This window comes from Xanthomonas sp. 10-10 (assembly GCF_040182365.1).
Classification (GTDB): domain Bacteria; phylum Pseudomonadota; class Gammaproteobacteria; order Xanthomonadales; family Xanthomonadaceae; genus Xanthomonas; species Xanthomonas arboricola_F.
Window position 1 is genome coordinate 2,600,643 of the sequence record NZ_CP144460.1, and the last position, 22,643, is coordinate 2,623,285.

Genomic DNA, 22,643 nt, shown 5'->3' on the forward strand with positions numbered 1-22,643 from the left:
GATGCGCCGACACTCTCTGCAAGCGGGGCGATGGCAGCCCACGATTAGACAGGCAACGGACCATCCAGCGGTTTGCAGCACGTAAGTGCGCAGCGCTCTGCGCAGACCCAAGACGCCACCGCCTCGCGTGCCAATTCTGTGGTGGCGGGCGCAGCCGCGACAGGTGGTGCAGCACGCGCTACCCCGGCTGCGCTCAATACCGCTGCCAGCAGCACTGCTCCGATCGTCTTCATCTGCCTGCTCCCTGAGTGGATATGGCCAGCCTAAGAGCGCGTGTTCGCTGCACCGAGCACTCCATGACCTGTGGTCGGTGTGCCGGTTCAGTGGTCGTGTGGCGGGATGAGCGGCGAGGTGTCTGGTCGAACTGCGCGAGTGATTATTGATGGATGCCGACAGCATGAGGGTGCCAGCTGGCCTTTGAGCATTGCCAGGCGCAACCGCGCAACGACCCGGCGCGTGCAACAGTGCGTTCATGGCATGGGCAGGGGCGGTGCACGCGAAATCGTCCTGCTCGTCACACGCCAGCTGGCAGCATCGGGGCACGTTTCGCCATTGCCCCAACGAGTCCGCCATGAATGCAGCTGTCGTTTCGCCCCGCCGCTGGGCCATCCATCCATTCCATGCAGCCGTGCTCGGCGGCGTGTGGCCTTTGTTCCTTGGTGCGCTATGGAGCGACTACGCCTACTGGAGCAGCTACCAGATCCAATGGGCCAACTTCGCGTCCTGGCTGTTGGTGGGGGCCATGGTGGTGACCACCTTCGCGCTTGTGGCCGCCATCGTCGGGCTTGTGCGCGGCAGCCGCAACGTCATTTATGTACTCGCATTGGTGGCCACCTGGATCGTCGGATTCTTCGATGCGCTGCATCACGCGCGCGATGCCTGGGCCATCATGCCGGCGGCTTTGACGCTGTCAGCAATCGCCACGCTGTTCGCTTTGGTCGCCACCTGGGCGGGATTGTCTGGTCTGCGCATGGGAGGTGCACGATGAGCCGCTACACACATGTGCTTGCAGTCTCCGTCCTTGCCGCAGCATTGGCCGCCTGCGGCAAGGCGCCCGAGCTCGATCAGCACGGCGCCACGCCGGAATTGCCGGCCCCGGATCGCGGGGTACTGCCCGACATGACGATCGCCGAGCCCACCGCATGGGGCGACCGCAAGCCGACCGTGCCGGCGGGGTATCGCATCACCGCCATCGCGACCGACCTCGGCATTCCGCGCCAGACGCTGGTGCTGCCGAATGGCGACATCCTGGTGGCCGAAGGCCGCGGCGGCTCTGCACCAAACCTCAAGCCCAAGGACATCATCGCAGGCCCGATCAAGGCCAAGGGCACGTCCAAGGCCAAGAGCGGCAATCGCCTCACCTTGTTGCGCGATGCCGACGGCGATGGCACCTATGAAATGAAGACGGTCTTTGCCGACAAGCTCAATGCGCCCTACGGGCTTGCGCTGATCGGCAACGCGCTGTATGTCGCCAATCAGGACGCGCTGCTGCGCTTCGACTATCGCGAGGGCCAGACCAAGGCCAGCGGCGCACCGAGCAAGGTGACCGATCTGCCATCGGCCATCAATCACCACTGGACCAAGGCGCTTACCGCCAGTGCGGATGGTCGCTACCTGTATGTGGCGATCGGCTCCAATAGCAACATCACCGAGCGCGGCATGGTCGCCGAGGTCGATCGTGCGCAGGTCTGGCAGGTGGACGCGGCAACCGGCGCGCACAAGCCATACGCCACCGGCCTGCGTAATCCCACTGCATTGGCCATCCAGCCCGGCACCGGTGCGTTATGGGCAGTGGTCAACGAGCGCGATGAAATCGGCCCGAACCTGGTGCCGGACTATCTGACCTCGGTCCGCGAAGGCGGCTTCTACGGCTGGCCTTACAGCTATTGGGGCAAAAACGTCGACGAACGGGTGATGCCGCAGGATCCGCAGAAAGTGGCCTCTGCAATCACACCCGACTACGCGCTGGGCTCGCATGTGGCCGCGCTGGGCGTGGCGTTCTCGTCGCCGGTGATGGGCGCGAAGTTTGCCGACGGCGCATTCGTCGGCGAGCACGGCAGCTGGAACCGCGACCCGCCAGTGGGCTACAAGGTGGTGTTCGTACCGTTCCGCGACGGTCGCCCGGCGGGTCAGCCGATCGACTTCGTCTCCGGTTTCCATGGCGATGACGGCAAGACGCGCGGCCGCCCGGTCGGTGTCACTGTCGATCCGCGCGGCGCGTTGATCGTAGCCGACGACCTGGCCAACATCATCTGGCGCGTGACGCCCGAAGCAGCCGCAACCGCAACCGCAGCTACGCCACAGTAAGCCGCAATGCGAGAACCGCCCGCGTGCATCATGCGTCGGGCGGGTTTTCTTTTGTTGTCGTGATACGCAAGGCGGCCAGACAGCCAGATGCCTGGCCGTGCGCCCAGCAGGGCAGGGCGCGCGCGCAACAACGCGAGGCAGGTGGCGTGCGCGCCATGCACGCCATGCCTGCGGATGAGTCGCACACTGCGATGTAGTGCGTCGCCAGTTGATCGTCGCGCGCAACCTGCAGGAGATAGCCATCCCCACCGCATTCGCATACAGTGCCGGCCCTGCGTCGGCACTGCCGCGTGGACGTCTGGCGTCAGGACAGCGCCGGGCAAGGCCATCCGGCTGAGGGTGCATACACGGGAAGAACGCATGGACGACTTCTACCGATCGCCAAGGGACGTTGTTGTCGATGTTGTTCAGATGGGTGTGGGGTGTTGTTGGTGTCGCGCTCGTTCTGCCTGCCAGCGCAGCAGAGCTTGTCGGTCGGGCCGCCGTCACCGACGGCGATACCATTACCGTGGCGCACAAGCGCATCCGGTTACGGGGAATCGATGCGCCGGAAAGCGCACAGCAGTGCAATGGCGCGGATGGCGTTGCGTGGCCTTGCGGTCGTCGTTCCGCGGCGGCGCTGGACGGTTACCTGATGGACAAGACCGTGCATTGTCGGCAAACCGATACCGACCGTTACGGGCGTCTGGTTGCCGACTGCTTTGTACAAGGGCAATCGGTCAACGGCTGGATGGTGCGCAACGGCTGGGCGGTGGCGTATCGCCAATACGCCACCGCGTTCATCGCCGATGAGCGCATCGCACAGCAGCAAAAACGCAATCTCTGGCAGGGAACCTTCAAGCAGCCTGCCGAGTACCGCCGCAACAAGCGCCAGCAGATTGCTGCGCGCGCGTCGGCAACTGTATCGGCAGCGGTGCCAGGTGGGTGCGTCATCAAGGGCAACATTTCGGGCAAGGGCAGCAAGATCTTTCACATGCCCGGTCAACGCGATTACGCGCGTACCAGCATCTCGACCGAGAAGGGCGAGCGCTATTTCTGTTCGGTGCAGGATGCGCTCAATGCCGGTTGGCGGCCTGCCGCCCGCTAGGCGGGGAACCGGATCGGTAGGCCGGGCATGAGATGCACACAATGCGGCACGCGCACCGGCCGTGTTCGCTGCGCGGGGTTGCAGTCCCGTGCCTGAGCCGCCATGCCGCGCCGATCGAAACGCGTGGTTTGCTAGCATCGACCGCTCCACGACAACGCGGCGACCCCATGCCACTGCTCCACGTTCCCGAGCCCGATCTGTTCGTGCCTGGCCAAGGCGAGCCATCCCTGCGCTGGGGCGTGCTGGGGCCGGGCGCGATTGCAACCGCCTTCGTGCGTGCGTTACGCAACAATACCCAGCAACGCGCGGTGGCAGTTGCTTCGCGTAGCGGGGAGCGTGCGAACGCGTTTGCGAAGGCATGGGCGATCAAGCGTGCGTACGACAGCTATCAGGCGTTGGTGGAAGACCCGAACGTCGATATCGTCTACGTCGCCACGCCGCATAGCGAGCATCTGGAGCACGGCCTGCTTGCGCTACGTGCGGGCAAGCATGTGCTGATCGAAAAGCCGATCACCACCTGCGCCGACGACGCGCGCCTGCTGGTACAGCAAGCGCGTGCACGCGGTCTGTTCCTGATGGAAGCGATGTGGACCCGCTACCTCCCGCACACCTCGGTGATCCGCAAATTGCTTGCCGACGGCGCGCTTGGCCATGTGCGCCAGGTGTTTGCCGACCTGAGCCAGCGTGGGCCCAGCGACCCCGCGCATCGGCAACGACGGCCCGACCTTGGCGGTGGCGCGCTGCTGGATCTGGGCGTCTACGCCGTGCAGTTTTCCTCGATGATCCTGTCCGCGCCCACCGCGATCGCTGCCGTCGGCGAACTCACCGACACCGGCGTGGATGCCTTTTCCACTGTCGTGCTGTCGCATCGCTCGCAGGCGCAGTCGACCTTGATCAGCTCCATCGTCGCGCGCAGCAGTTCGATGGCCTACGTCGCCGGCACCGAAGGGCGCATCGACCTGGCCGGGGACTTCCACAATCCGTCCAGGCTGCGGATCGGCAGCAACGATGACGCCGGTACGCCTGTCGAATGGACAGACCCGACCGGCATTCAGGGCTACGACGGGCTGTCATGGCAGGCCAACGCGGCCGCACGCTACATCGGAGAAGGCCGTCGCGAGTCGCCGCTGCATCCGCTCGACGAAGTGGTGCAGATCATGACAACGCTGGACCTGGCGCGCGCGCAGCTGCAGGCAGCGGCGGTCAGCGCCGCCGTGGCTTGAAGCGCATCACCCGTGGCAGCGACAGCGCAGCCGATACAACTTAGGCCGCCTGGTGCCTGATGCTTGCGCTGCACCGCAACGACACTGCCGCATCGCGTCAGTCGGACTGCCTGCACTCCCGGCAACCGAAGGCAACGCGGATGTCACCAGTCAATCGCTCTCGCGTCGCACCCGGGTGCGGTAGGCAGACACATTGTCGCCGGCGATCTGCGCGTTGCGCGTGCCGATGATCGTATCGACCTTGATGTCGGTACCGCTCACCGGCTTGGCATCGATCTTGGTTTCGCGCTCGAACGCATGCGATTGATCGGTGTTGCGGTGTTGGCACCACGCCCGGCGTTGCTGCCCTGCGCAACCGCCGCAAACAGCGCCGCCGTGGCCGGCAGGCCCGTCGGTACGGTGTAGAAATCCTTCCACTGGTCGGCCAAGACGCCGCTGACCGTACCCACCACCGCCTGGATCAGACCCATGAGAACATCCTGTCGTTTAATAGACCGGCAGCGTACCTGTCTTGCGCGCGCAACTCTATGCCCTGCAGCAGGTGCAGCGCGGCGTTGACGGCGACACTACAGAGCGATGTGCCGATCCAGCAACGACGGCGACTGCAACGCACCACCTGCATCCCGGCGCCACACATGCAAAGCCCCGCATCTGCGGGGCCTTGCATCATGCATGCGGCGCCGCGGTAAGGCGCGCTACGCGTGTCTGGCGATCACGGTAGATCGCATTTGATCTTGCCGTCCACGTAATACGGTTTGGGAACGTCGGGATTGGTGCTGGTTTTTTCGAACACCACCTCGAACGAGGCCATGTCGACCTTGCCCTGACGTGAGGTGCAGGCATCCTGAAGTTTCTTCTTCACCGCTGCGATACCGGCATCGCGGTTGGCGCCATCGGCACTATTGGTCAGGTTGGCCACCTCCGCCCAGGCCTGGGTGCTCAGGCCAAGCAGGCACCCGGCGAGCAGCATGCTGTGCAGCTTCTTCATACGATCTCCTTTGCAATGTCCATTGTGCAATGTCCCTGGATGCGCAGCAGATGGGCTGCGGCGCGTCGCAAGCATAGGCATGCCACGTTAAGAACCCGTGCGCGGCCATGCGCATCCATGGCGCGCCGCGTCATGTGCGTTGCACGTCCGGCAGGCTTCACCTGCCTGCCGTTACCGCACAAGCGTCAGCGTTGCCCACGCGAGCACACCGTAACGTGTGGTCTTGGCGACCACCACCAACGGCAGGAAGACACGCAGCGGCTCACGCATGACCCCGGCCGCCAGCGTCAGCGGGTCGCCGATGATCGGCATCCAGCTCAAGAGCAGGGACCATTTGCCGTAACTGCCATACCAGGCTTGCGCGCGTGCCAGGGCCTGAGGCGTCACCGGAAACCAGCGTCGCCCCTGAAAACGCACCAGTTCGCGCCCGATCCACCAATTGATCAGCGAGCCCAGCACGTTCCCCACGCTCGCGGCGGCCACAAGCCCCACGACCGAACCGCCATCGAGCAGCAGCGCAACCAATGCCGCCTCTGACTGCGCAGGGAGCAGGGTGGCGGCAATCAACGACAGTGCGAACAGCGAGAGATAGCTCAAGCACGGCCTATGGGTTGGTCATGGCGATTTGAATGTAAAAGAATGCTGGATAGCTTTGGGCCACGCATGCATTGGTCGACGAGCGACAGCCACATCCGCAGCACATCACCTGATGGCTTGGTGTGCAAACGATCCGTCTGTCGTCATGCAGGCGATGGCCTGTTACGCCCATTGCCCAACAGGACCGCGCCCAGCATGCATTACAGCAAGGCCAGCTGTCCCACCGCATTGCGCACGCTTTTCTTGGTCATGCGCACCACCGAGCGATGGATCGTCATCCCTTCGATCAAGGCATCGATGGCACTGGCAGCGGGCTTGGAAAAATGCAGCTCCAGCGCCGCGCGACTGCGTGCCATCCATTGCTCCATGATCGCCGTCATCTCCGGGTGGCGGCGCGCAAACGCGTACAGCTCGTAGCTCAGCAGCAGGATCCGCGGCGAGGCGGTGCTGTCGGCAAAGATGATGTTCACCACCGCATCGCAGGCCTGATCGCGGTTGTTCGCAGCGCGGATCTCGGCAGCGAAGTTTTTCGACACCTCCTGCGAGAAGCGGGTGAATGCCGCGATCAGCAGCTCGTGCATGGAACCGAAGTAGTAGGTGGTCGCGCCCAACGGCACCTGCGCTTGTTCGGCAACCTTGCGAAAGGTCGTCCCGGCCACGCCATGGTCGATGACCACCTGCAAGGTGGCCTGCTCGATGTGTTCTTTTCGATGTGGGTCTTGCTGCCAGGTCCTGCCGCTCATCTGTGTTCGCGCACGTATCGACCAGGCGATGGTAATCCAGAGTTGACTTGCCAATTGGTACGGATGTACAAATTGACGCTAACGGCTTTGCGATGATTGTGAGAAAGCATCGAAGAGCCTTGACTTTTCGTCACGAGGAATACGTATGACGGGTTCGGAAAAACACCAGGTCGATATCGCGCGCAGGGCGACACTGGGCGGCTTGGCCGCTGGTGGCGTGGTCATGGCAACCGGTGCCGGCGCGGCGCCATCAAGCAGCTGGAAGCCAGGACAATGGTTGAACGAGCCCAAATCGCACCGCAGTGTGGACGGCAATGTATTGGAGGTGGTGACCGACAAGGGTACCGACTTCTGGCGCGAGACCCATTACGGGTTCACCCGAGATAGTGGGCACTTTCTCGGCATCGCGGCGCCGGCAGCGTTTACCTGCCAGCTGCGCGTCCGCGCCAAATTCGAGCAACTCTACGATCAGGCCGGCCTGATGATCCGCGTCAATGAGCGCCAGTGGGTCAAGGCGGGCATCGAGCTCAGCGACGGCCGCGCGATGCTCAGCAGCGTTCTTACCGATGGCAAGTCGGATTGGGCGACAGGTCCTTACGAAGCCGATCCGTCGGACTTCTGGATCCGCGCCACCGTCGACAAGGGCGTACTGCGTTTGCAAGCGTCCAAGGACGGCAACTACTGGCCGCTGGTGCGGCTATGCCCATTCCCGGTCGCTGCTCGCTATCTGGTGGGGCCGATGACCTGCACGCCAGAACGCGAGGGCTTGAAGGTCCACTTCTCCGACTGGATGCTTGGCCCGGTGCTGGACAAGGACTTGCACGATCTGTCCTGAGCGCCTGGCGCAGCCCAAAAAAAAGACGGCGGTCATCGCCGGGCGGAAGCGGCCGGTGCGAGGTGCGAGGTGCGAGCCATGCCACGCGGACACTGCGCTGCCGAGTGCGCAGTCACGGCGACCTGACCACGATTCGCCGTCGTTCTTGGTCGCTTCTTGCGCCGTCCGTGCTCGGCAGGCGATGTCTTTGCAGTTGGATCATCGATGACTTCTCGTGTTTCCCACCGTGCGCAACAGCACGCAACCCGCGCCGCATTCTTCATTCCCGGATTCGCCGTGTCGATCTGGGCGCCGCTGGTTCCCTTCGCCAAGCACCAATCGGCATTGGACGAAGCGAGGCTTGGACTGGTCCTGCTGTGCCTGGGTGCCGGATCGCTGCTGGCGATGCCCGTCGCCGGGGTGTGGGCGTCACGCGCGGGCTGCAGGCGCGTGATGCTGGCCACTGTTGCCATGATGTGCGTAGCATTGCCGTTCTTGAGCGCAATGCAATCGGCAGCGGCATTGGGCGCGGTGTTGTTTCTGTTCGGCGCCGCGGTTGGCGCGATGGACTGCACGATGAACATGCAGGCAGTCGCGGTCGAGCGAGAGAGCGGCAAGGTGATGATGTCCGGCTTCCACGCCTTCTACAGCATCGGCGGCCTTGCCGGCGCCTTGCTGATGACGGTGCTGCTCAGCCTGGGCATCGCACCGCCGATCGCTTCGATGATCGGCATGCTCAGCATCGTGCTCGTCGCTGCGCTGGCTGCCCCGCATTGGAGAGCGGAGCAGGGCACTCAGCCAGGCCCGCTGCTGGCCTGGCCGCGGGGTGGCGTCTTGTTGATCGGCATGCTGGCGTTTGTCGTGTTTCTCGCCGAAGGCACCATCCTGGATTGGAGCGCGGTCTTCCTGACGCAGGTTCGCAGTGTCGATACCGCCGTGGCCGGCGCAGGCTATGTGGTCTTTGCATTGACCATGACTGCCACGCGGCTGTTTGGCGATGCATTGGTGCAGCGCGTGGGCCGCGTCCGATCCATCATGCTAGGTGGACTGGCTGCATGCCTGGGCTTTCTGATTGCAGTACTGATGCCCTGGTGGCAGCTCTCGCTATCGGGCTATGCACTGATCGGACTGGGATGCGCCAATATCGCGCCGGCATTGTTTTCGATGGCCGGTCAACAGCGTGCCATGCCCGAGGGCCTGGCGATCACCGCGATGACGACATTGGGTTACGCCGGCGTCCTGGCCGGCCCCGCCTTGATCGGCTTCGCCGCCCACGGTTGGGGGCTGACAGCCGCACTGATGCTCGTTGCCGCCGCCATGCTTGCGGTCGCGATTGCTACCCGCTGGTTGCGATCGGAGTACGCTGAGTAGGGCGGCGCAGAGCTGGACAAAGCCTTGGCTATCAAGGAAGAAGCAGGCACATGCAAGGCTGTTGGCAAGGCCGCCAGCGTCGTTGCGACATGATTAGCACCTCGGCTACGTTCAAGCGATAGATTGGCCCAGACCGCAGCAGCCACTACCGGCAGTCGCCCACTATCCGCAGCGTCTACTGCATGCTTGGTGCTGAGACACCACCACCCGCGGCCAGCGCCTTTGGCGCGAACCGATAACTAGTCGAACGCCATGACGATGCGATGCCAAGTCATAGCCGTAGACCAGATCGTGGAAGTCATAGACGATTTTGGAACGGACTGCGACGGTTTGAACGGAGTAACTCATATCATCGATTCTCCATTCCTCTCGGTTCCAAGGTGGAAGATATATATCAAAAGGTGGCACGGACAACTCTACGTTGGTACGGCGCGTCCAGGCTAACCCCCCTGTATGCCGTGCGAGAGGGAAGGAGCCCAGGCGCGATCGCTTGCGCAAGCGCGTTGCCATAAAAATGTGGGCATCAACGGGGCAGCGGTGCTTTGCATTCATTCACCTTTGCGTCTATCGACGCAAAGATGCTTCAGCCGCACGCGCGCATCCGTTCGCCATGCCGTCCTGGTCATCGACAGTCTCGGCGCGGCCGCGGGCGATCCAGCGCCAGCTACCACATGAACTTCATCTCGCAGCCAACGTAGTTGCTGTCGTGGCCACCGGCGGCACGCACGGTGTCACCCGCCTGGTAATGGACTGCTTCGATGGCGGTCTGCAGCTGTGCATTGAGCTCCCAGTCACCGCGCAGCTGCAGATAGCGGCCCGTCCAGTGAGTGCCGGTGCCTGCCGTGCCGGCCAGCGGGATATCCGGCTGCACATAAACGGCGTCGGCAGTGCTCTGCCGCCATAACAGGCCCAACGCGGCAGTGACACTCAGGCGCGTAGTGGGCCGCAGGGTGAGCATCGGTTTGACCTGCAGCAGGTTGCTGTAGCCGGTGTAGCCCGCCAGGTTGATGTACGCGCCGTTCGGAAACAGCGGGTTGAAGGTTCCAAGCCGTCCATCGCCCGGATGTCGATCGCCGGAAGCGGTATCGATCTGCAGCCCCAGACGTGGCATCAGCAAAGTGTCCTGCAGGGTGTAGCCCGCCTTGAGGCCGAGCGCCCAGGCACGCGCGCGGCTGTTGCCGACCTTTCCACGTTGCCCCATCGCTTCGATATCCCAGTCCAGGCCGGTGTGTACACCTGCGAAGCGGGCATCGAGGATGTCGCGTCGCCCGTTGCCGGCGGCATCGAGAAAGCTGGCGTCGTCCTGCCGATAGCGCGCGTAATACAGCGACAGTTCGTCGCTGCCCAGGACGTGGCGTTCGACGCGCACGGTAGCAAGGCGCAGATGTCGGTTGGAGAGATCGTCGAAACTATGGACATCGGCGTACTGCACCGGCTGGCTGACAAACGCAATCCAGCGCCATGGGCCGGTCTCGTAGTTGACCCACACCGCATCGAAGGACTGGCGCACATTCGGGCCATCGCGCAGCGAGACGAATCGCTGCAGGTCGAAGGCAAACTCCTGCCGGCCCACGCGCAGCCTGATCTGGCCAGTGCCCAGCGGCGCGGTGTAGGCGAGGAAGGCCATGCGCAGGTCGACGCGGTTGGCATCGGCCGGGCCGGTGCGGCGTTTGTCCACTGCGCGGACGTCTTCCAGTTGGGTGAACAGCTGCAGGTGCTCGCCGACCCGCACATCCAGGTGCGCCTGCAGCCGGTGCAACAGATAGCTGTCGCTCTCGCGTCCGATCCCCAACGCTGGCGTGCGGTTGCTTTCGAAGCGTTCGCGCAGGTTGATGCCGAACGAAGCGTAGCCCACATCGCCAAGCGGCACATATTTGAGGCGATCGAACGGGTGCGTGCGCAGCGCCGGATCGGCAAGTAGCGACCAGTCTTCCTGCCAGCGGTTGGACTTGATGGCAGGACGCAGCGGTGTGGCGGCAATGGCATCGACGGAAGCCTGTGCCCATGCATCGGCGCACGGGCACAGCAGCAACACCAGGGGCAGTGTGAAGCGTAACGACATATGCAATCAGGAGTGGAGTTCGGCGTGCAGCTCGGCGACATATCCACCGGGAAATTCCACCATCGCCGACTGTCGACCCGATGCTGTCACGGCAGGCACCAACACCTTTGCGCCGGAAGCGGTGGCGCGGGCGAGCGTTGCCGCAAGGTCGTCGACGGCGTACCCGGTGAGCTCGTGCCCATACGGATAGGGCAGGTGGCCGTCGGTCACCAGCACCTGCAGCGCACCGAAGCCGGAGCTGATGACGATGCTGCGGTACGTGGCGCCAGGCCGGCCGATAAGCGTTGCGTCCGCATGACGGTCATCGTGCAGCAGCTTGCCATGCGAAAACCTCAGCCAGGCTTTGACAAACGCATCGGCGCGATCGGGCGAGACGTAGACGCGGTTCTCCGGAATCGTCGCCAGCGGTGGGTAATGCGGCGCGCTGTCGTGCCAGTACAGCTGCATGCTGACGCCGCCCGGCCAGGCAATCACCGCATCCATGCCGATCGGATCCTTGAACGGTGCAACCAGCACCTCCGCTCCGGCAGCGCGTGCGGCCGCGATGGCCTGCTGCATGTCGGTCACCAGGTAGCCGGTGCGCTCGCTGCCGAAGGGGTGGGGCACCGGTGTGCGGAATCCGAACAACGACACGGTGCCTGCCGGCGTCTGCACCAACTGCGAGCTGGTACTGCTGGGCGTCGGCGTGACTGTGGCGATCACCTGGCGCGTGCTCTGCCCGCCGAAGGTTGCGGCGAAGCTGTGCGCGAACGCATCCACATCGGCAGGTGCCACATAGACGTGCGTGGTGTCGTATTGCGGACCCACCGACACTGGTGCTGCGGCATCGGCAAGGACCGGGAGGATCGCGCTCAACACCAGCGCAGCGGACAGGCTCAGGGAAAGTAACGGACGCATGGAAGTTCCTTCGGGAAAGGTGGAGCGACGGCATTGCCGGCCATGGGTAATCGATGCCATCGCTGCAAGGAGGCATCTGCACGCGAAGCGTTCTTGTACGCCGTTTGACCCGGGACGCCACTTGCTACACGCCGCGTGTGGTGTCGTGTTTGGTTGATCAAGCCGGCGATCCGTTCGGTAGCTCGCGGCGCATCGCCACAGGGAACAATCGACCGATCGACGCGCCGTCGCAGCAAGGCTCCGGCCGGCAACGCAGCCGGGGCTGCGCAGGCGGCATGCACCATCAGGCCGGATAGACAGGTGCGCTTACGTATCGCCCCCGTCGGTTTGCGCGGGTGGCGGCGATGGCGCTTGCGGTGCATCCGTCGATGTGCGTTTGCCTGCGGGCAGATGCCCAAACATATGCGGCTTGACCTGATGGCCGATCCACGAGGCTTCGGCCTGGCTGCGCGTTGTCAGCTGGCGTACAAGAGGCGGCAATTGCTCACCGATCAGGATGCCAAGCAAACCGACCAACGCAATGACCGGTGGCGCTGGCGAGCGCACGTTGAGCAGACTGTAGATCACGCCGACCAGCAGGCCGGCGCCGAGCGAGAGCAAATAGGGCTTCATCGTGCGACTCTCCTGTTTGAAACACGCTTCGCGCACATCTGCAGTCGATGACGTGTTCGAATCGCCGCCAGCCAACTTGCCTGGTCGCGATGCGAGCGCAGTGCACCGGCCGCGAGCGTCCCGCTCTGGCCCGGCAACTCAGACATCGTCATGGACGCGACCTCTCTGGATAGGGAATCGCTGGGTCATGGCGTCGCGTGGCGCCAGCGGTGCCGTCCATGCTGGACGTATCGCGTTCAATCAAGAACACCGCGTCGGGGCAGGGTCCGATGACTCGATCGGGGGATGCATGTGCACACGTCGCACGGCGCGTCGCCAGCATGCGTCCTGGACCGCAGGCCGGATCGGGCGACACCACCGGCATCGCAGATCGGCACCGACACATGGCAGGAAATGACGCAACAGCGGCATTGTTGCCGCAGGGTGGCGGGCGAAGAATGCCCGCACTCCACCCATCTACGGCAGCACATGGCAACCGGCACCTTCTCTGGATTGGTTCGGCACACCGCGTTGGCTGCATGCGTGGTACTAGCCGGGTGCGCTGGGCCGCCATCGAAGGCGACGCCACCTGCAGCCGGGACATCGAGAGCGTCACCCACAGAAGATATGTCGATCCCCGCCTATCGGGCGCGTCCCAACCGCTCGCGCGCAGTGATTGCGGTGGTGGGAGAGAACGCAGGCGTGGAAATCAGCGATTTCCTGGTGCCTTTCGCGATCCTGTCCCGCGCTGGCACGATGGACGTATCGGCGGTGACGCTCGACGCGGGGCCGCTTTCCACATTCACCGATCTTGGCAGGCCCGGGTTCCGGATCGCGACCGATACCACGGTGGCGCAATTCGATGCGACCCATCCACTGGGCGCCGACTACATCATCGTGCCGGCGCAGGCATCCACGCCGCGCCTGCTTGCGTGGCTGAAGCGGCAGTCCCGGCAGGGCGCCACGATCGTCACCATCTGCAACGGCGCCCTGGTCGCCGCGCAGATAGGGATGTTCGATGGGCGGCGCGCCACCGCGCATTGGTCGACCGGCGCGGCGCGGACACGGCAATATCCGGCGATACGCTGGACGCCGAATCGACGCTATGTTGCCGATGGAAACTGGATATCGACCGCTGGCGTCAGCGCCGCCATCCCCGCGTCCATCGCGCTCGTGGAGGCCATCAGCGGGCCTGAGACGGCGCGGAACGTCGCCCAGGGCGTCGGTGCCGTGGCGTGGTCGGCGCAGCATGACAGCGATGTCTTTTCGCCGCGGTTGGGCACGACGGCGGTGCCACTGGCAAAAGTGCTCTACACCAACCCTTGGTTGCACGGCCGCGACCAGGTCGACGTACTGGGCAGGGCGGGAATCGATGAGGGTGCCCTTGCGTTGACGATCGATGCGTACTCAACGACGGGCCGCAGCCAGGCCTCACTCGTGTCTGCCACTGGCGAGCCGTTTGTGACACGTCACGGACTGCGCATCCTGCCCGATCGGGCGCTTAAGGCGGGGACTGCCGCTCCGCTGCTGATCGCTGCCGATCTGGCGCCGGTGGCGGCGCTGGACACTGCGCTCGATGGCATCATGCAGCGATACGGTCGTGCGACGGCCAGGGGCGTCGCGCTGGCGTTCGAATATCCCGATTTCCCGCATTGACTGCACAAGGCGTCCATGTCCGACTCTTCCCCATCGCGTCACGTTGTGCTGCTCGCCCACGACCAGATGAACGTGCTCGATCTCACCGGGCCGGTCCAGGCGCTGCACACCGCCAATCAGTGCCGGCCGCTGGCCGACGGGAGACTGCGCTACACGATGACCGTCGCATCCGAGCACGGCGGCCTGGTGACCACCAGCGCCGGGCTGCAGATCGTCTCTGTGGCATTGGCCAGCCTGGAGAACACCCCGATCGATACGCTGATGGCACCCGGCGGGTGCCGCGGTGACGTGTACCAAGCCTCTGCAGGTCTGGTGGCGTGGGTGGCGGCGCGTGGCCCGACCGTGCGCCGGTTGTGCTCGATCTGCACGGGTGCGTTCCTGCTGGCCGCTGCTGGGCAGCTGGAAGGGCGGCGCGCCGCAACGCACTGGGACTGGGCAGCGCGGCTATCGAATCTGCATCCTGGCGTACAGGTCGATGCCGACCGAATTTTCGTTCGCGACGGTAACGTGTGGTCCTCGGCAGGTGTCACGGCCGGGATCGACCTGACGCTTGCATTGATCGAGGACGATCACGGACACCGGCTTGCCATCGATGTGGCCAGACAGCTGGTCGTGTTCGTCAAGCGCTCGGGCGGGCAGTCGCAGTTCAGTGCGCCGCTGTCGGCGCAGGCCAGCACCGGCGGCGATTTCGCAGAATTGCACGGCTGGATGGCGGCCCATCTGCATGAGGATCTGCGGGTGGACGTGCTGGCCGGCCGCATGAACATGTCGCCGCGCACCTTCGCTCGCGTCTACCGCAGCAAGTGTGGCGTCACGCCGGCCAAGGCAGTGGAAACGCTGCGTCTGGAGGCCGCGCGTCGCCTGCTGGAGTCCGGCACGTTGCCGATCAAGCGCATTGCGGCGCTGACCGGTCTGTCCGACGAACAGACCCTGCGTCGTGCCTTCGTGCGCTTGCTGGGTGTGGCACCGGGCGATTACCGCGAGCGCTTCCGCAGCTCCGTCCCATCGGCTTGAGAGCCGAAGGCGGCGGCGCCATCGCTGGTGCGGTGTGGTGCATCTAGCGCGATGCCGTTGCGGGAGGTTTGGCCGCATTCGGCGCGTGGCCAAACAAGGCTTTGAATGCGCGGCTGAAGCCAGCTTCGGAATCGTATCCGACACGGCGTGCTGCATCGCCAACGCTGATGCCACCGGAGCGGATCAGTTCGTCGGCCACCGTCAGCCTCCAACGTGCGATGTAGCGCATTGGTGGCTCGCCCGCGATCTCGGCGAACTGCGCGGCAAATGCCGACCGCGACATGCCCGCGCAACGGGCGAGGTCATCCACGCTCCAGCGGCGGTAGGCATCGGCATGGATAGCCGCGAGCGCACGGCCGATACGAGCGCTTGCCGGGCTGCCCAGCCAGCGTGCGTGCAGCGGCTCCAATTCGGCCCAACTGCGCAGCACGCGGATGACCATCAAGTCGATGATCCGCGACACCATCAGCGTCGCACCGGCCTGCGCGTGGCGCGCTTCGACCATCAGAGTGCGAGAGTTGCGCCAGCCATTCCGGTACCCGACCGGCATCTTGGGGAATGCGAATGACCTCGGGCAGGGCATGCATGATGGGCGGGAGAGGCCGGCGCTCGTAGCGGAACATGGCACCGATGATGTGTGCGTTTTCCTCGTCGCTGCCGTGGCGCACCCGCAGTGCGTCGCGGTCGAACGCAGCAGCGTCGAATGTCGACGACTGGGGTCAAGAACGGCCGAGTCCGGTTCCATCGTCTGACGCAATCGCCGTTGCAACGCTGTGGTCACTGTTTAGTTCATGCTCGCATCGATCACTCAGGTCGACCGCCAGTTGGCCCCGCAGCTCGCCTTGCTGGATCGGGCAGCATCTTTTGTGGCGAGCTCATACGCACAACTTGTCTCTGGAAGCGGGCCATGAACCAGAGGCTTCTCGCGCGCCGACATGCGAGCGCTGCGATTCGGCCGGAAGGTCGGTGCAGATGCATTGGTGCCGATCCCGGTCGGGGCCGCGTCGCACACGGTGGAGTCAACGTGCCCTGCACGTGAGGGAATTGGATATCTGACTCACTTGGGATTGACGAACCATCGTCTAGGTTGGCTTATGTATCAATCAGCCTTGGCCCGGGATGATCTGCCGGGCATCTCCTCGACCTCTTCGAATTCCGCGCTCGCGCAACGCGTGCATGCGCAATTGCGCTCGATTCCGCAACTACCAAATCCCGGTGCAGGAAATACGCGCGCACGTTGGCTGGCATTGAGCAAGCTGGGTGCCGAGAGCTTGCCGCTTGCCAAGGTGCTGGAAGCGCATTACGACGCGTTGTCCATCTTTTCCGAGGCCGGTCAGCCGTTGCCTTCGAATGGAGCTGTCTGGGCAGTGTGGGCAGCAGGGGGGCCGCACGACACCGCGACGTACGAAGCGGACTCGTGCACTGTATCTGGTATCAAACCGTGGTGCAGCGCCGACTTGGACGTGGTGACGCATGCATTGGTGACTGTCGGCAGCGGCGATCAGCATCCGCTTGCCGCGGTGACACTCACGCGCCCCCACTTTGCGCTGGACGCTAGTCAGTGGCACGGCCCCGGCATGGTCGGCATTCCGACCGGCAGCGGCCATTTTGCAGGTGCGCCGGCAAGGTTGCTGGGTGAGCCGGACTTCTACCTGCAGCGGCCGGGCTTTTGGCACGGCGGGGCGGGCATCGCTGCCTGCTGGTATGGCGCCGCCACGGCCATTGCCGAGCAGGTCCGCCGTTCGCCAAGGGCAATGCACAATCCTTTTTCCGCAGCACACCTGGGCGCCATCGACGAGCAGCTGACGGGCGCGCGACTGATGCTGCAGGACCTGGCGGATACGATCGACAACGCTCCAGCCGAAAGCCATCGGTTCGCAGTTACTCGCTTGCGTAGCTTGATGGACCGCGTCTGCCGGGACGTGATCGAACGCGCTGCATTGGCATTGGGGCCCGTATCGTTGTGTTGCGATGCCGAGCATGCGCAACGGTGTGCAGACCTGGCCGCCTTCATCCGCCAATCCCACGGCGAGAAGGACGAGCAGTGGCTCGGTGAACAGCTGCACGCGCGCGAGGGCAATCCATGGCTGCCGTGAGAGGCGAGCACATCGAAGGTCGAGGCGTCAGCGAAGCGCGCTGGCGCGCATCGCAGCAGTTGATTGAGCTGCCCATCACCAGCCTCGACCAGCTACTGGGCGCCGCCACACGTGTTGTAGTGATCTCTCCGCATCCGGATGACGAGGTGCTGGGATGTGGCGGTCTGCTTGCGATGGCCATTGCAGCCGGGAGGCAGGTGCTGATCGTTTCCGTCACCGACGGTGAAGCAGCCTATCCGCTGGACGACGCATGGGCACCGGCCCGGCTGGCGGCAGCGCGTCGCGACGAGTTGCGTGCTGCGCTGGCATGCCTGGGCATCGCCCCGTCCAACATCGTCAGGCTGGATGCGGGAGATGGCCAGGTGCGCGCGCGGGTCATCGCTCTCGGTGCACAGATCGCCGATCTCCTGCAACCCGGCGATGCGGTGCTCGTTACGTATGCGCGCGACGGCCACCCCGACCACGAAGCGTGTGCAGATGCCGCGAGCAACGCAGCTGCACGCTGCGGAGCGCAGTTGATCCAGTTCCCGGTGTGGGCGTGGCATTGGGACAACCCGGACCAGAGTCAGATGCTGTCAGCGGCCACGCGTCTTCAGCTTGCGCCCGCTGCACACGCTGCAAAGGTGCAGGCAATGGCAGCGTTCAAGACGCAGACCGGCCGCGTCACGCCCGCGCTGGCCAACCCCATCCTTCCCGATTGGGCGCTGGCCAGGTTTCAGCGCGACTTTGAGGTCTATCTCCCATGAACGCCCAGGCCAACGCAGAATATTTCGACAGCATCTACCAACGGCACGATCCTTTCGGTTACGGGACGCGTTGGTACGAAAAACGCAAACGCGACATTCTGCTGGCAACGCTGCCTCGGATGGGATTTGCACGTGGATGGGAACTGGGATGTTCCAACGGCGAGGCCACACGCGGGCTCGCCGCCCGCTGCGAGCGTTTGCTGGCGACCGACATGTCGGAAGCTGCGGTGGAACAAGCCAGACAGCGCGTGGGTGAGCGAAGCAACGTGGAGATCGTGCAAGCCTGCCATCCGCAGCAGTGGCCGGTGGGAAGTTTCGACCTGATCGTGCTGAGTGAGGTTGGCTACTATTTCGCCGCCGCCGATCTCGACGATCTGGTCGCGCGTCTCCAGCTGGCGCTCACGCCGGACGGATTGTTGGTGGCCTGCCACTGGAAGCATCCGTTCGAACAGGCACAACAAGATGGAATCGCGGTCCACGCCTGCATCGCCCGCTTGCTCGGCTTGCCGCTGAGTTATCGCTACGAAGACAGCGATTTCTTGTTGGAAGCTTGGACAGCGCAGCCGCTCTCGGTGGCACAGCAGGAAGGCCTGCGGTGATCGCCGTCATCATTCCCGCGCATAACGAGGCCGAGTGCATGGCCGCGTGTCTCACATCGGTCTTGCGCGCCGCCTCGCATCCCGAGCTGCAGGAGGCAGTGGAAGTGATCGTCGCGGTGGACCGCTGCACCGATGCCACCGCCGAGCTGGCGCTGGCATTCGGCGCGCGCGTGGTCGACGTCCCCACGCCAGGCGGCGTAGGCATTGCGCGCGCCGCAGCCGCATCCCAGGCAATTGCGCTGGGCGCCGACTGGTTGGCCGTCACCGATGCCGACTCGCGTGTTCCGGCCGATTGGCTGCTGGAACAACGCAGGGCAGGCACCGGCGTGTTCTGCGGCGTGGTGGAGGTGGAAGATTGGCTGGACTATTCCGATGAGGTACGCCGCAGATTCGAACAGAGCCAGGCGACCGGCGAAGGCCATGGGCGCATTCACGGCGCAAACCTGGGGGTGAGCACCGCGCTGTATCAACAATGCGGCGGATTCTCCGCACTGACCTGCAGCGAAGATGTCGCGCTGGTCCACGCGCTGCAGGCAATCAAGGCGTCGATCGCGTGGTCGCCACGCTCGGTGGTGTGGACCAGTGCGCGCAGGCATGCACGTGCGCTTGGCGGGTTCTCGGATTTCCTGAAGCAGCTGGAAGTCTCGCCCTGGGTGCCTGCATAGCTGGTGACGCAGGCAGGAGGCGTTGTCTCTAAGAGGGCGATGCCGGCGGCAACGCCGCACTTCCGTGGTTTGCTCAGCGGATGCCGTCGGGCGCAACTGGCTCTGGTTGCCGTGGCGACTGCAAGGCTACTGCCTTGCCGGACAAGCGACGCGGAATGCTTCTGCGCCTTTGCATAGCCTGCGTCGAACGACGGTATTCCACCAACCAACGCCTCCCGTTACTGACCGGCCTTCGACCTCATCTGCACGAGGCGTGGACGAAGCGTGCGCCACCATGCCGGACCGACGGATCAAGGTGTCACATGATCAAGCCAACGCTGTTCTTTCTGCATGCCCTCGGAGGCAGCCGGCATGCGTGGAGCAGTGTCATCGCGCAGCTAGGTGATCGCTTCGACTGTGTTGCCTTGGACATCCCGGGGTTTGGCGATGCGGCTCCGCTGGACCACTTCGACACGAATGCGCTCGTCGACTGGTTCAGCGCTGAAGTCATCAATCGACAGCCGCCATGCTGGTTCGCGATCGGGCACAGCATGGGTGGAAAGATCGCTACCTTGACGGCAGCGCGGGCGCGCGATGGTGTGGCAGGCCTGGCCGGTCTGGCAGGCATGGTGCTGGTTGCCGCCTCGCCACCGGCACCCGAACCCATGGAAGAGTCGCGACGACGCACGATGCTTGCCTGGTTCGAAACGGGTCAGCCCACACGTGCCGAGGCCGTACAGTTCGTGGAGGCCAACTGCGCCTCGACGCTGCCTGACGGGCCCAGGGCGATGGCGATCAACGATGTCCTGCGCACCGCGCCCAGCGCATGGATTGCGTGGCTCACACACGGCAGTCGGGAAGACGTCCGCGCGCAGGCCGGATGCATTGGCGTGCCGGCAGTGATCGTCGCCGGTGACCAGGATGGCGACCTGGGCGAGGCCGCGCAACAGCGCTTGAATGCGCCGCACTATGCGCATGCGCAGCTTGCCGTTGTGGCCGATGCCGCGCATCTGATCCCTTATGAGCAGCCGCAGGAGCTGGCGCAGTTGATCGCGGCGCATGTGGACCGCTGCGTGCAGAACTGCCTGCCCGAAGCCTTCGTTGCGCTGCTCAACTCCGAGCGCGTCGCACCGCGCATGCGGGCGACGCTGCTCGCGCGGCACGCAGGTCCGCCTGCCACGGCCGAGGGCGTGTTGAACCCGCACCAGCTGGCAGTGCTGGCAGCGGTGGTCGCACGCGTCCTGGATGGCGAAGGCGACGCGCGGCAGATTGCGCGGCGCATCGACGTGCAGCTCGCAGACGGTGCGGGCGATGGCTGGCGGCATGCTGACCTGCCGGAAGATCGCCTGGCAATACCGCTTGGGCTGGATGCGCTCGATGCGCTGGCCGGCGGCTTTGCCGACCTGTCGGTAGACAGCCAGGACCACTGGCTGCAGGACATTGCGCAGGCGGCGCTGGGCGACACCTCAGCGCATGGCCTGGATGCCGCCCAGCTGGCGCATTGGTTCGAGGACGTGCGTGCCGAGACGGTCCGCATCTGGACCAGCCTGCCCGCCACGATGGCAGCGCTGGGCTACGACGGGTTCGCCGTTGGCGCTGCCGGCACCGAGAGCCTGGGTTACGCAGAGACCGCAGCGGATCGGCATGAGTCCTGGCAACTCCACGCCTCCGGAGCCGACCGATGAAGGCTGCTGGCACACAGGATGTTGTCGATGCCGTCGTGATCGGCAGCGGTGCTGGCGGTGGCCCCCTGGCGGCGCGGCTCGCGCAGGCCGGCGTTTCGGTGGTCGTGCTGGAGGCGGGCGCGGCGTTCACGCCGCAGTCCCACATCCCCGACGAATTGACCACCGGCATCTACTGGATGGATGAGCGTCTGAGCGGTGGGCAGACGCCGACTGCGTTCGGACCGAACAATTCGGGTTCCGGGCTAGGCGGTTCCACCCTGCATTGGGGCGCCTTCTGCCCGCGGCCGGACAGGCGCGATCTCAGCCTTCTGAACCAGAGCGGCCATGGCGCCGATTGGCCCATCCCATACGAGGAGTTGCTGTCTTACATTCGTCGTGTAGAGACGTTTATCGGCGTCTCCGGACCTGCGCATTATCCATGGGACCCCGCGCGCAGCTATGTGTATCCGCCACCGCAACGCAATGCGTCGGCCGCGGCCATGGAGCGCGGTTGCCGCGCCCTCGGCATCCGGGCGGCCGATGCACCCGCCGCGTTGGTCACCAGGCCCCACCAACAGCCGCATTGGGGCCAACGCGCAGCCTGCAACAACTGCGGCGCCTGCCATCAGGGCTGCAGCAACGCCGCCAAGGTCAGCGTGGATACCACCTGGCTTCCTCTGGCCAGGGCGCATGGCGCGCAACTGCGCAGCGACAGCCGCGTGATCGATCTGGAACGCGATGGCCGCGGTGCGCTCACCGCGGTGATCTACCGCCAGCATGGGCAGGAGTATCGCCAGCGTTGCAGCACCGTCTTCCTTTGCGCGGGCGGGGTGGAGACGCCGCGCCTGTTGCTCAATCTGGGGCTGGCCAACTCCAGCGGGCAGGTGGGGCGCAATTTCATGGCGCATGTGGCAACCCAGGTGTGGGGTGAGTTCGACGCAGACATGCGCATGAATCGGGGATACCCGTCCTCGCTGATGACCGAGGACATGCTGCGCCCGGCCAATGCCGACTTCGTCGGCGGCTATCTGGTGCAGAGCCTGGGCGTACAGCCGATCACGCTGGCGAACACCTTGGCGCGCGGTGCCGGCCTGTGGGGCAGGGAACTGGTCGACACCATGCTGCGCTACAACCGCCTGGCCGGTATCGGCATCAATGGCGAATGCCTGCCGCACGATGCCAATCGCCTGGTCCTGTCGGACGAACGGGATGCGTTCGGCCAGCGCAAGGCGCGCATCGATTTCAGTTACGGGCCGAACGAGCAGGCCATCGACGCCCACGCGCGCGCATTGCTTCAAGCGATCTGGCAAGCGGCTGGTGCCCGCAATATCTTCGCGGCTGCACGTTCGGCGCACACGCTCGGTACTTGCCGAATGGGCACCGATCCCGCGCAGGCCGTTGTCGATCCCGGTGGCCGCGCCTTCGATCTACCAAACCTCTACATCTGCGACAACTCGATTTTTCCCAGTGCACTGGCGGCCAATCCGGCGCTGACGCAAATGGCGCTCGGGCTACGTACCGCAGAACGTTTCCTTGCGCGCTAG

At 64.7% G+C, this 22,643-nt stretch carries 20 protein-coding genes and 2 pseudogenes; 14 read left to right on the forward strand and 8 right to left on the reverse strand.

All coding sequences use genetic code 11. From position 1 onward, the window contains the following. Positions 1 to 571 precede the first annotated feature (571 nt). The 4 genes from VZ068_RS10910 (at position 572) to VZ068_RS10925 (ending at position 4,617) form a co-directional block, all read left to right on the forward strand. Positions 572 to 988, forward strand: coding sequence for a hypothetical protein (locus VZ068_RS10910; RefSeq protein ID WP_349655335.1), 417 nt, complete (start codon positions 572 to 574; stop codon positions 986 to 988). Continuing rightward, positions 985 to 2,307 (forward strand): sorbosone dehydrogenase family protein, encoded by a 1,323-nt coding sequence (locus VZ068_RS10915; protein WP_349655336.1) that lies wholly within the window; start codon positions 985 to 987, stop codon positions 2,305 to 2,307. The genes VZ068_RS10910 and VZ068_RS10915 overlap by 4 nt, the downstream gene beginning before the upstream one ends. Positions 2,308 to 2,707: 400 nt before the next feature. Further along, a complete protein-coding gene (locus VZ068_RS10920; protein WP_349655337.1) occupies positions 2,708 to 3,394 on the forward strand; it encodes a thermonuclease family protein in 687 nt (228 codons plus the stop codon). Positions 3,395 to 3,561: 167 nt separating this feature from the next. Continuing rightward, a complete protein-coding gene (locus VZ068_RS10925; protein WP_349655338.1) occupies positions 3,562 to 4,617 on the forward strand; it encodes a Gfo/Idh/MocA family oxidoreductase in 1,056 nt (351 codons plus the stop codon). 314 nt (positions 4,618 to 4,931) lie between these two features. Here VZ068_RS10925 and VZ068_RS10930 read toward each other — a convergent pair. From VZ068_RS10930 to VZ068_RS10945, 4 genes and pseudogenes are all read right to left on the reverse strand, one after another. Then, positions 4,932 to 5,087, reverse strand: a pseudogene (locus VZ068_RS10930) (SPFH domain-containing protein); the annotation flags it as partial. Between the two features lie 242 nt (positions 5,088 to 5,329). After that, a complete protein-coding gene (locus VZ068_RS10935; protein ID WP_259167954.1) occupies positions 5,330 to 5,605 on the reverse strand; it encodes a hypothetical protein in 276 nt (91 codons plus the stop codon). Between the two features lie 171 nt (positions 5,606 to 5,776). Further along, complete coding sequence (locus VZ068_RS10940; RefSeq protein WP_349655339.1) at positions 5,777 to 6,202, reverse strand: YqaA family protein; 426 nt, start codon at positions 6,200 to 6,202, stop codon at positions 5,777 to 5,779. 200 nt (positions 6,203 to 6,402) lie between these two features. Beyond that, positions 6,403 to 6,945 carry a TetR family transcriptional regulator gene (locus VZ068_RS10945; protein WP_259167950.1) on the reverse strand — a complete coding sequence of 181 codons (543 nt, stop codon included), beginning with the start codon at positions 6,943 to 6,945 and terminating at the stop codon, positions 6,403 to 6,405. Between the two features lie 223 nt (positions 6,946 to 7,168). Here VZ068_RS10945 and VZ068_RS10950 point away from each other — a divergent pair, with 223 nt between their 5' ends. Both VZ068_RS10950 and VZ068_RS10955 read left to right on the forward strand, forming a co-directional pair. Continuing rightward, a complete protein-coding gene (locus VZ068_RS10950; protein ID WP_349657689.1) occupies positions 7,169 to 7,780 on the forward strand; it encodes a DUF1349 domain-containing protein in 612 nt (203 codons plus the stop codon). Positions 7,781 to 7,984: 204 nt separating this feature from the next. Beyond that, a complete protein-coding gene (locus tag VZ068_RS10955) occupies positions 7,985 to 9,130 on the forward strand; it encodes an MFS transporter (RefSeq protein WP_349655340.1) in 1,146 nt (381 codons plus the stop codon). Between the two features lie 664 nt (positions 9,131 to 9,794). Here the strand turns inward: VZ068_RS10955 and VZ068_RS10960 are convergent. The 3 genes from VZ068_RS10960 to VZ068_RS10970 all read right to left on the reverse strand — a co-directional run bounded on the left by VZ068_RS10960 (position 9,795) and on the right by VZ068_RS10970 (position 12,701). Continuing rightward, entirely contained in the window at positions 9,795 to 11,192 is a 1,398-nt protein-coding gene (locus VZ068_RS10960; RefSeq protein WP_349655341.1) for an alginate export family protein, read from the reverse strand. A 6-nt stretch (positions 11,193 to 11,198) separates the two neighbouring features. Continuing rightward, the gene (locus tag VZ068_RS10965) at positions 11,199 to 12,089 is read right to left on the reverse strand and encodes a glyoxalase (RefSeq protein ID WP_349655342.1); all 891 of its coding nucleotides are present in this window, start codon (positions 12,087 to 12,089) and stop codon (positions 11,199 to 11,201) included. Between the two features lie 306 nt (positions 12,090 to 12,395). Next, a complete protein-coding gene (locus VZ068_RS10970) occupies positions 12,396 to 12,701 on the reverse strand; it encodes a XapX domain-containing protein (protein WP_259149405.1) in 306 nt (101 codons plus the stop codon). Positions 12,702 to 13,307: 606 nt separating this feature from the next. On the opposite strand from VZ068_RS10970, the gene VZ068_RS10975 reads away from it, so the two are divergent. Continuing rightward, on the forward strand, positions 13,308 to 14,336 hold the full coding sequence (locus tag VZ068_RS10975; RefSeq protein ID WP_349655343.1) for a DJ-1/PfpI family protein: 1,029 nt from the start codon (positions 13,308 to 13,310) through the stop codon (positions 14,334 to 14,336). Between the two features lie 15 nt (positions 14,337 to 14,351). Then, the gene (locus VZ068_RS10980; RefSeq protein ID WP_349655344.1) at positions 14,352 to 15,350 is read left to right on the forward strand and encodes a GlxA family transcriptional regulator; all 999 of its coding nucleotides are present in this window, start codon (positions 14,352 to 14,354) and stop codon (positions 15,348 to 15,350) included. A gap of 43 nt (positions 15,351 to 15,393) precedes the next feature. Here VZ068_RS10980 and VZ068_RS10985 read toward each other — a convergent pair. Beyond that, a pseudogene (locus tag VZ068_RS10985) lies at positions 15,394 to 16,054 on the reverse strand (AraC family transcriptional regulator); the annotation flags it as partial. An 873-nt stretch (positions 16,055 to 16,927) separates the two neighbouring features. Here VZ068_RS10985 and VZ068_RS10990 point away from each other — a divergent pair. The 6 genes from VZ068_RS10990 (at position 16,928) to VZ068_RS11015 (ending at position 22,643) form a co-directional block, all read left to right on the forward strand. Further along, the gene (locus VZ068_RS10990; protein ID WP_349657690.1) at positions 16,928 to 17,446 is read left to right on the forward strand and encodes a dehydrogenase; all 519 of its coding nucleotides are present in this window, start codon (positions 16,928 to 16,930) and stop codon (positions 17,444 to 17,446) included. Beyond that, positions 17,434 to 18,192, forward strand: coding sequence for a PIG-L family deacetylase (locus VZ068_RS10995; protein WP_349655345.1), 759 nt, complete (start codon positions 17,434 to 17,436; stop codon positions 18,190 to 18,192). Before VZ068_RS10990 ends, VZ068_RS10995 begins: the two co-directional genes overlap by 13 nt. Further along, positions 18,189 to 18,791: a class I SAM-dependent methyltransferase gene (locus VZ068_RS11000; protein WP_259149401.1), complete on the forward strand. Its 603-nt coding sequence runs from the start codon at positions 18,189 to 18,191 to the stop codon at positions 18,789 to 18,791. The genes VZ068_RS10995 and VZ068_RS11000 overlap by 4 nt, the downstream gene beginning before the upstream one ends. Then, entirely contained in the window at positions 18,788 to 19,456 is a 669-nt protein-coding gene (locus VZ068_RS11005) for a glycosyltransferase (protein ID WP_259149400.1), read from the forward strand. Before VZ068_RS11000 ends, VZ068_RS11005 begins: the two co-directional genes overlap by 4 nt. A 302-nt stretch (positions 19,457 to 19,758) precedes the next feature. Then, positions 19,759 to 21,120, forward strand: coding sequence for an alpha/beta fold hydrolase (locus VZ068_RS11010; protein WP_349657691.1), 1,362 nt, complete (start codon positions 19,759 to 19,761; stop codon positions 21,118 to 21,120). Continuing rightward, on the forward strand, positions 21,117 to 22,643 hold the full coding sequence (locus VZ068_RS11015) for a GMC family oxidoreductase (protein ID WP_349655346.1): 1,527 nt from the start codon (positions 21,117 to 21,119) through the stop codon (positions 22,641 to 22,643). The genes VZ068_RS11010 and VZ068_RS11015 overlap by 4 nt, the downstream gene beginning before the upstream one ends.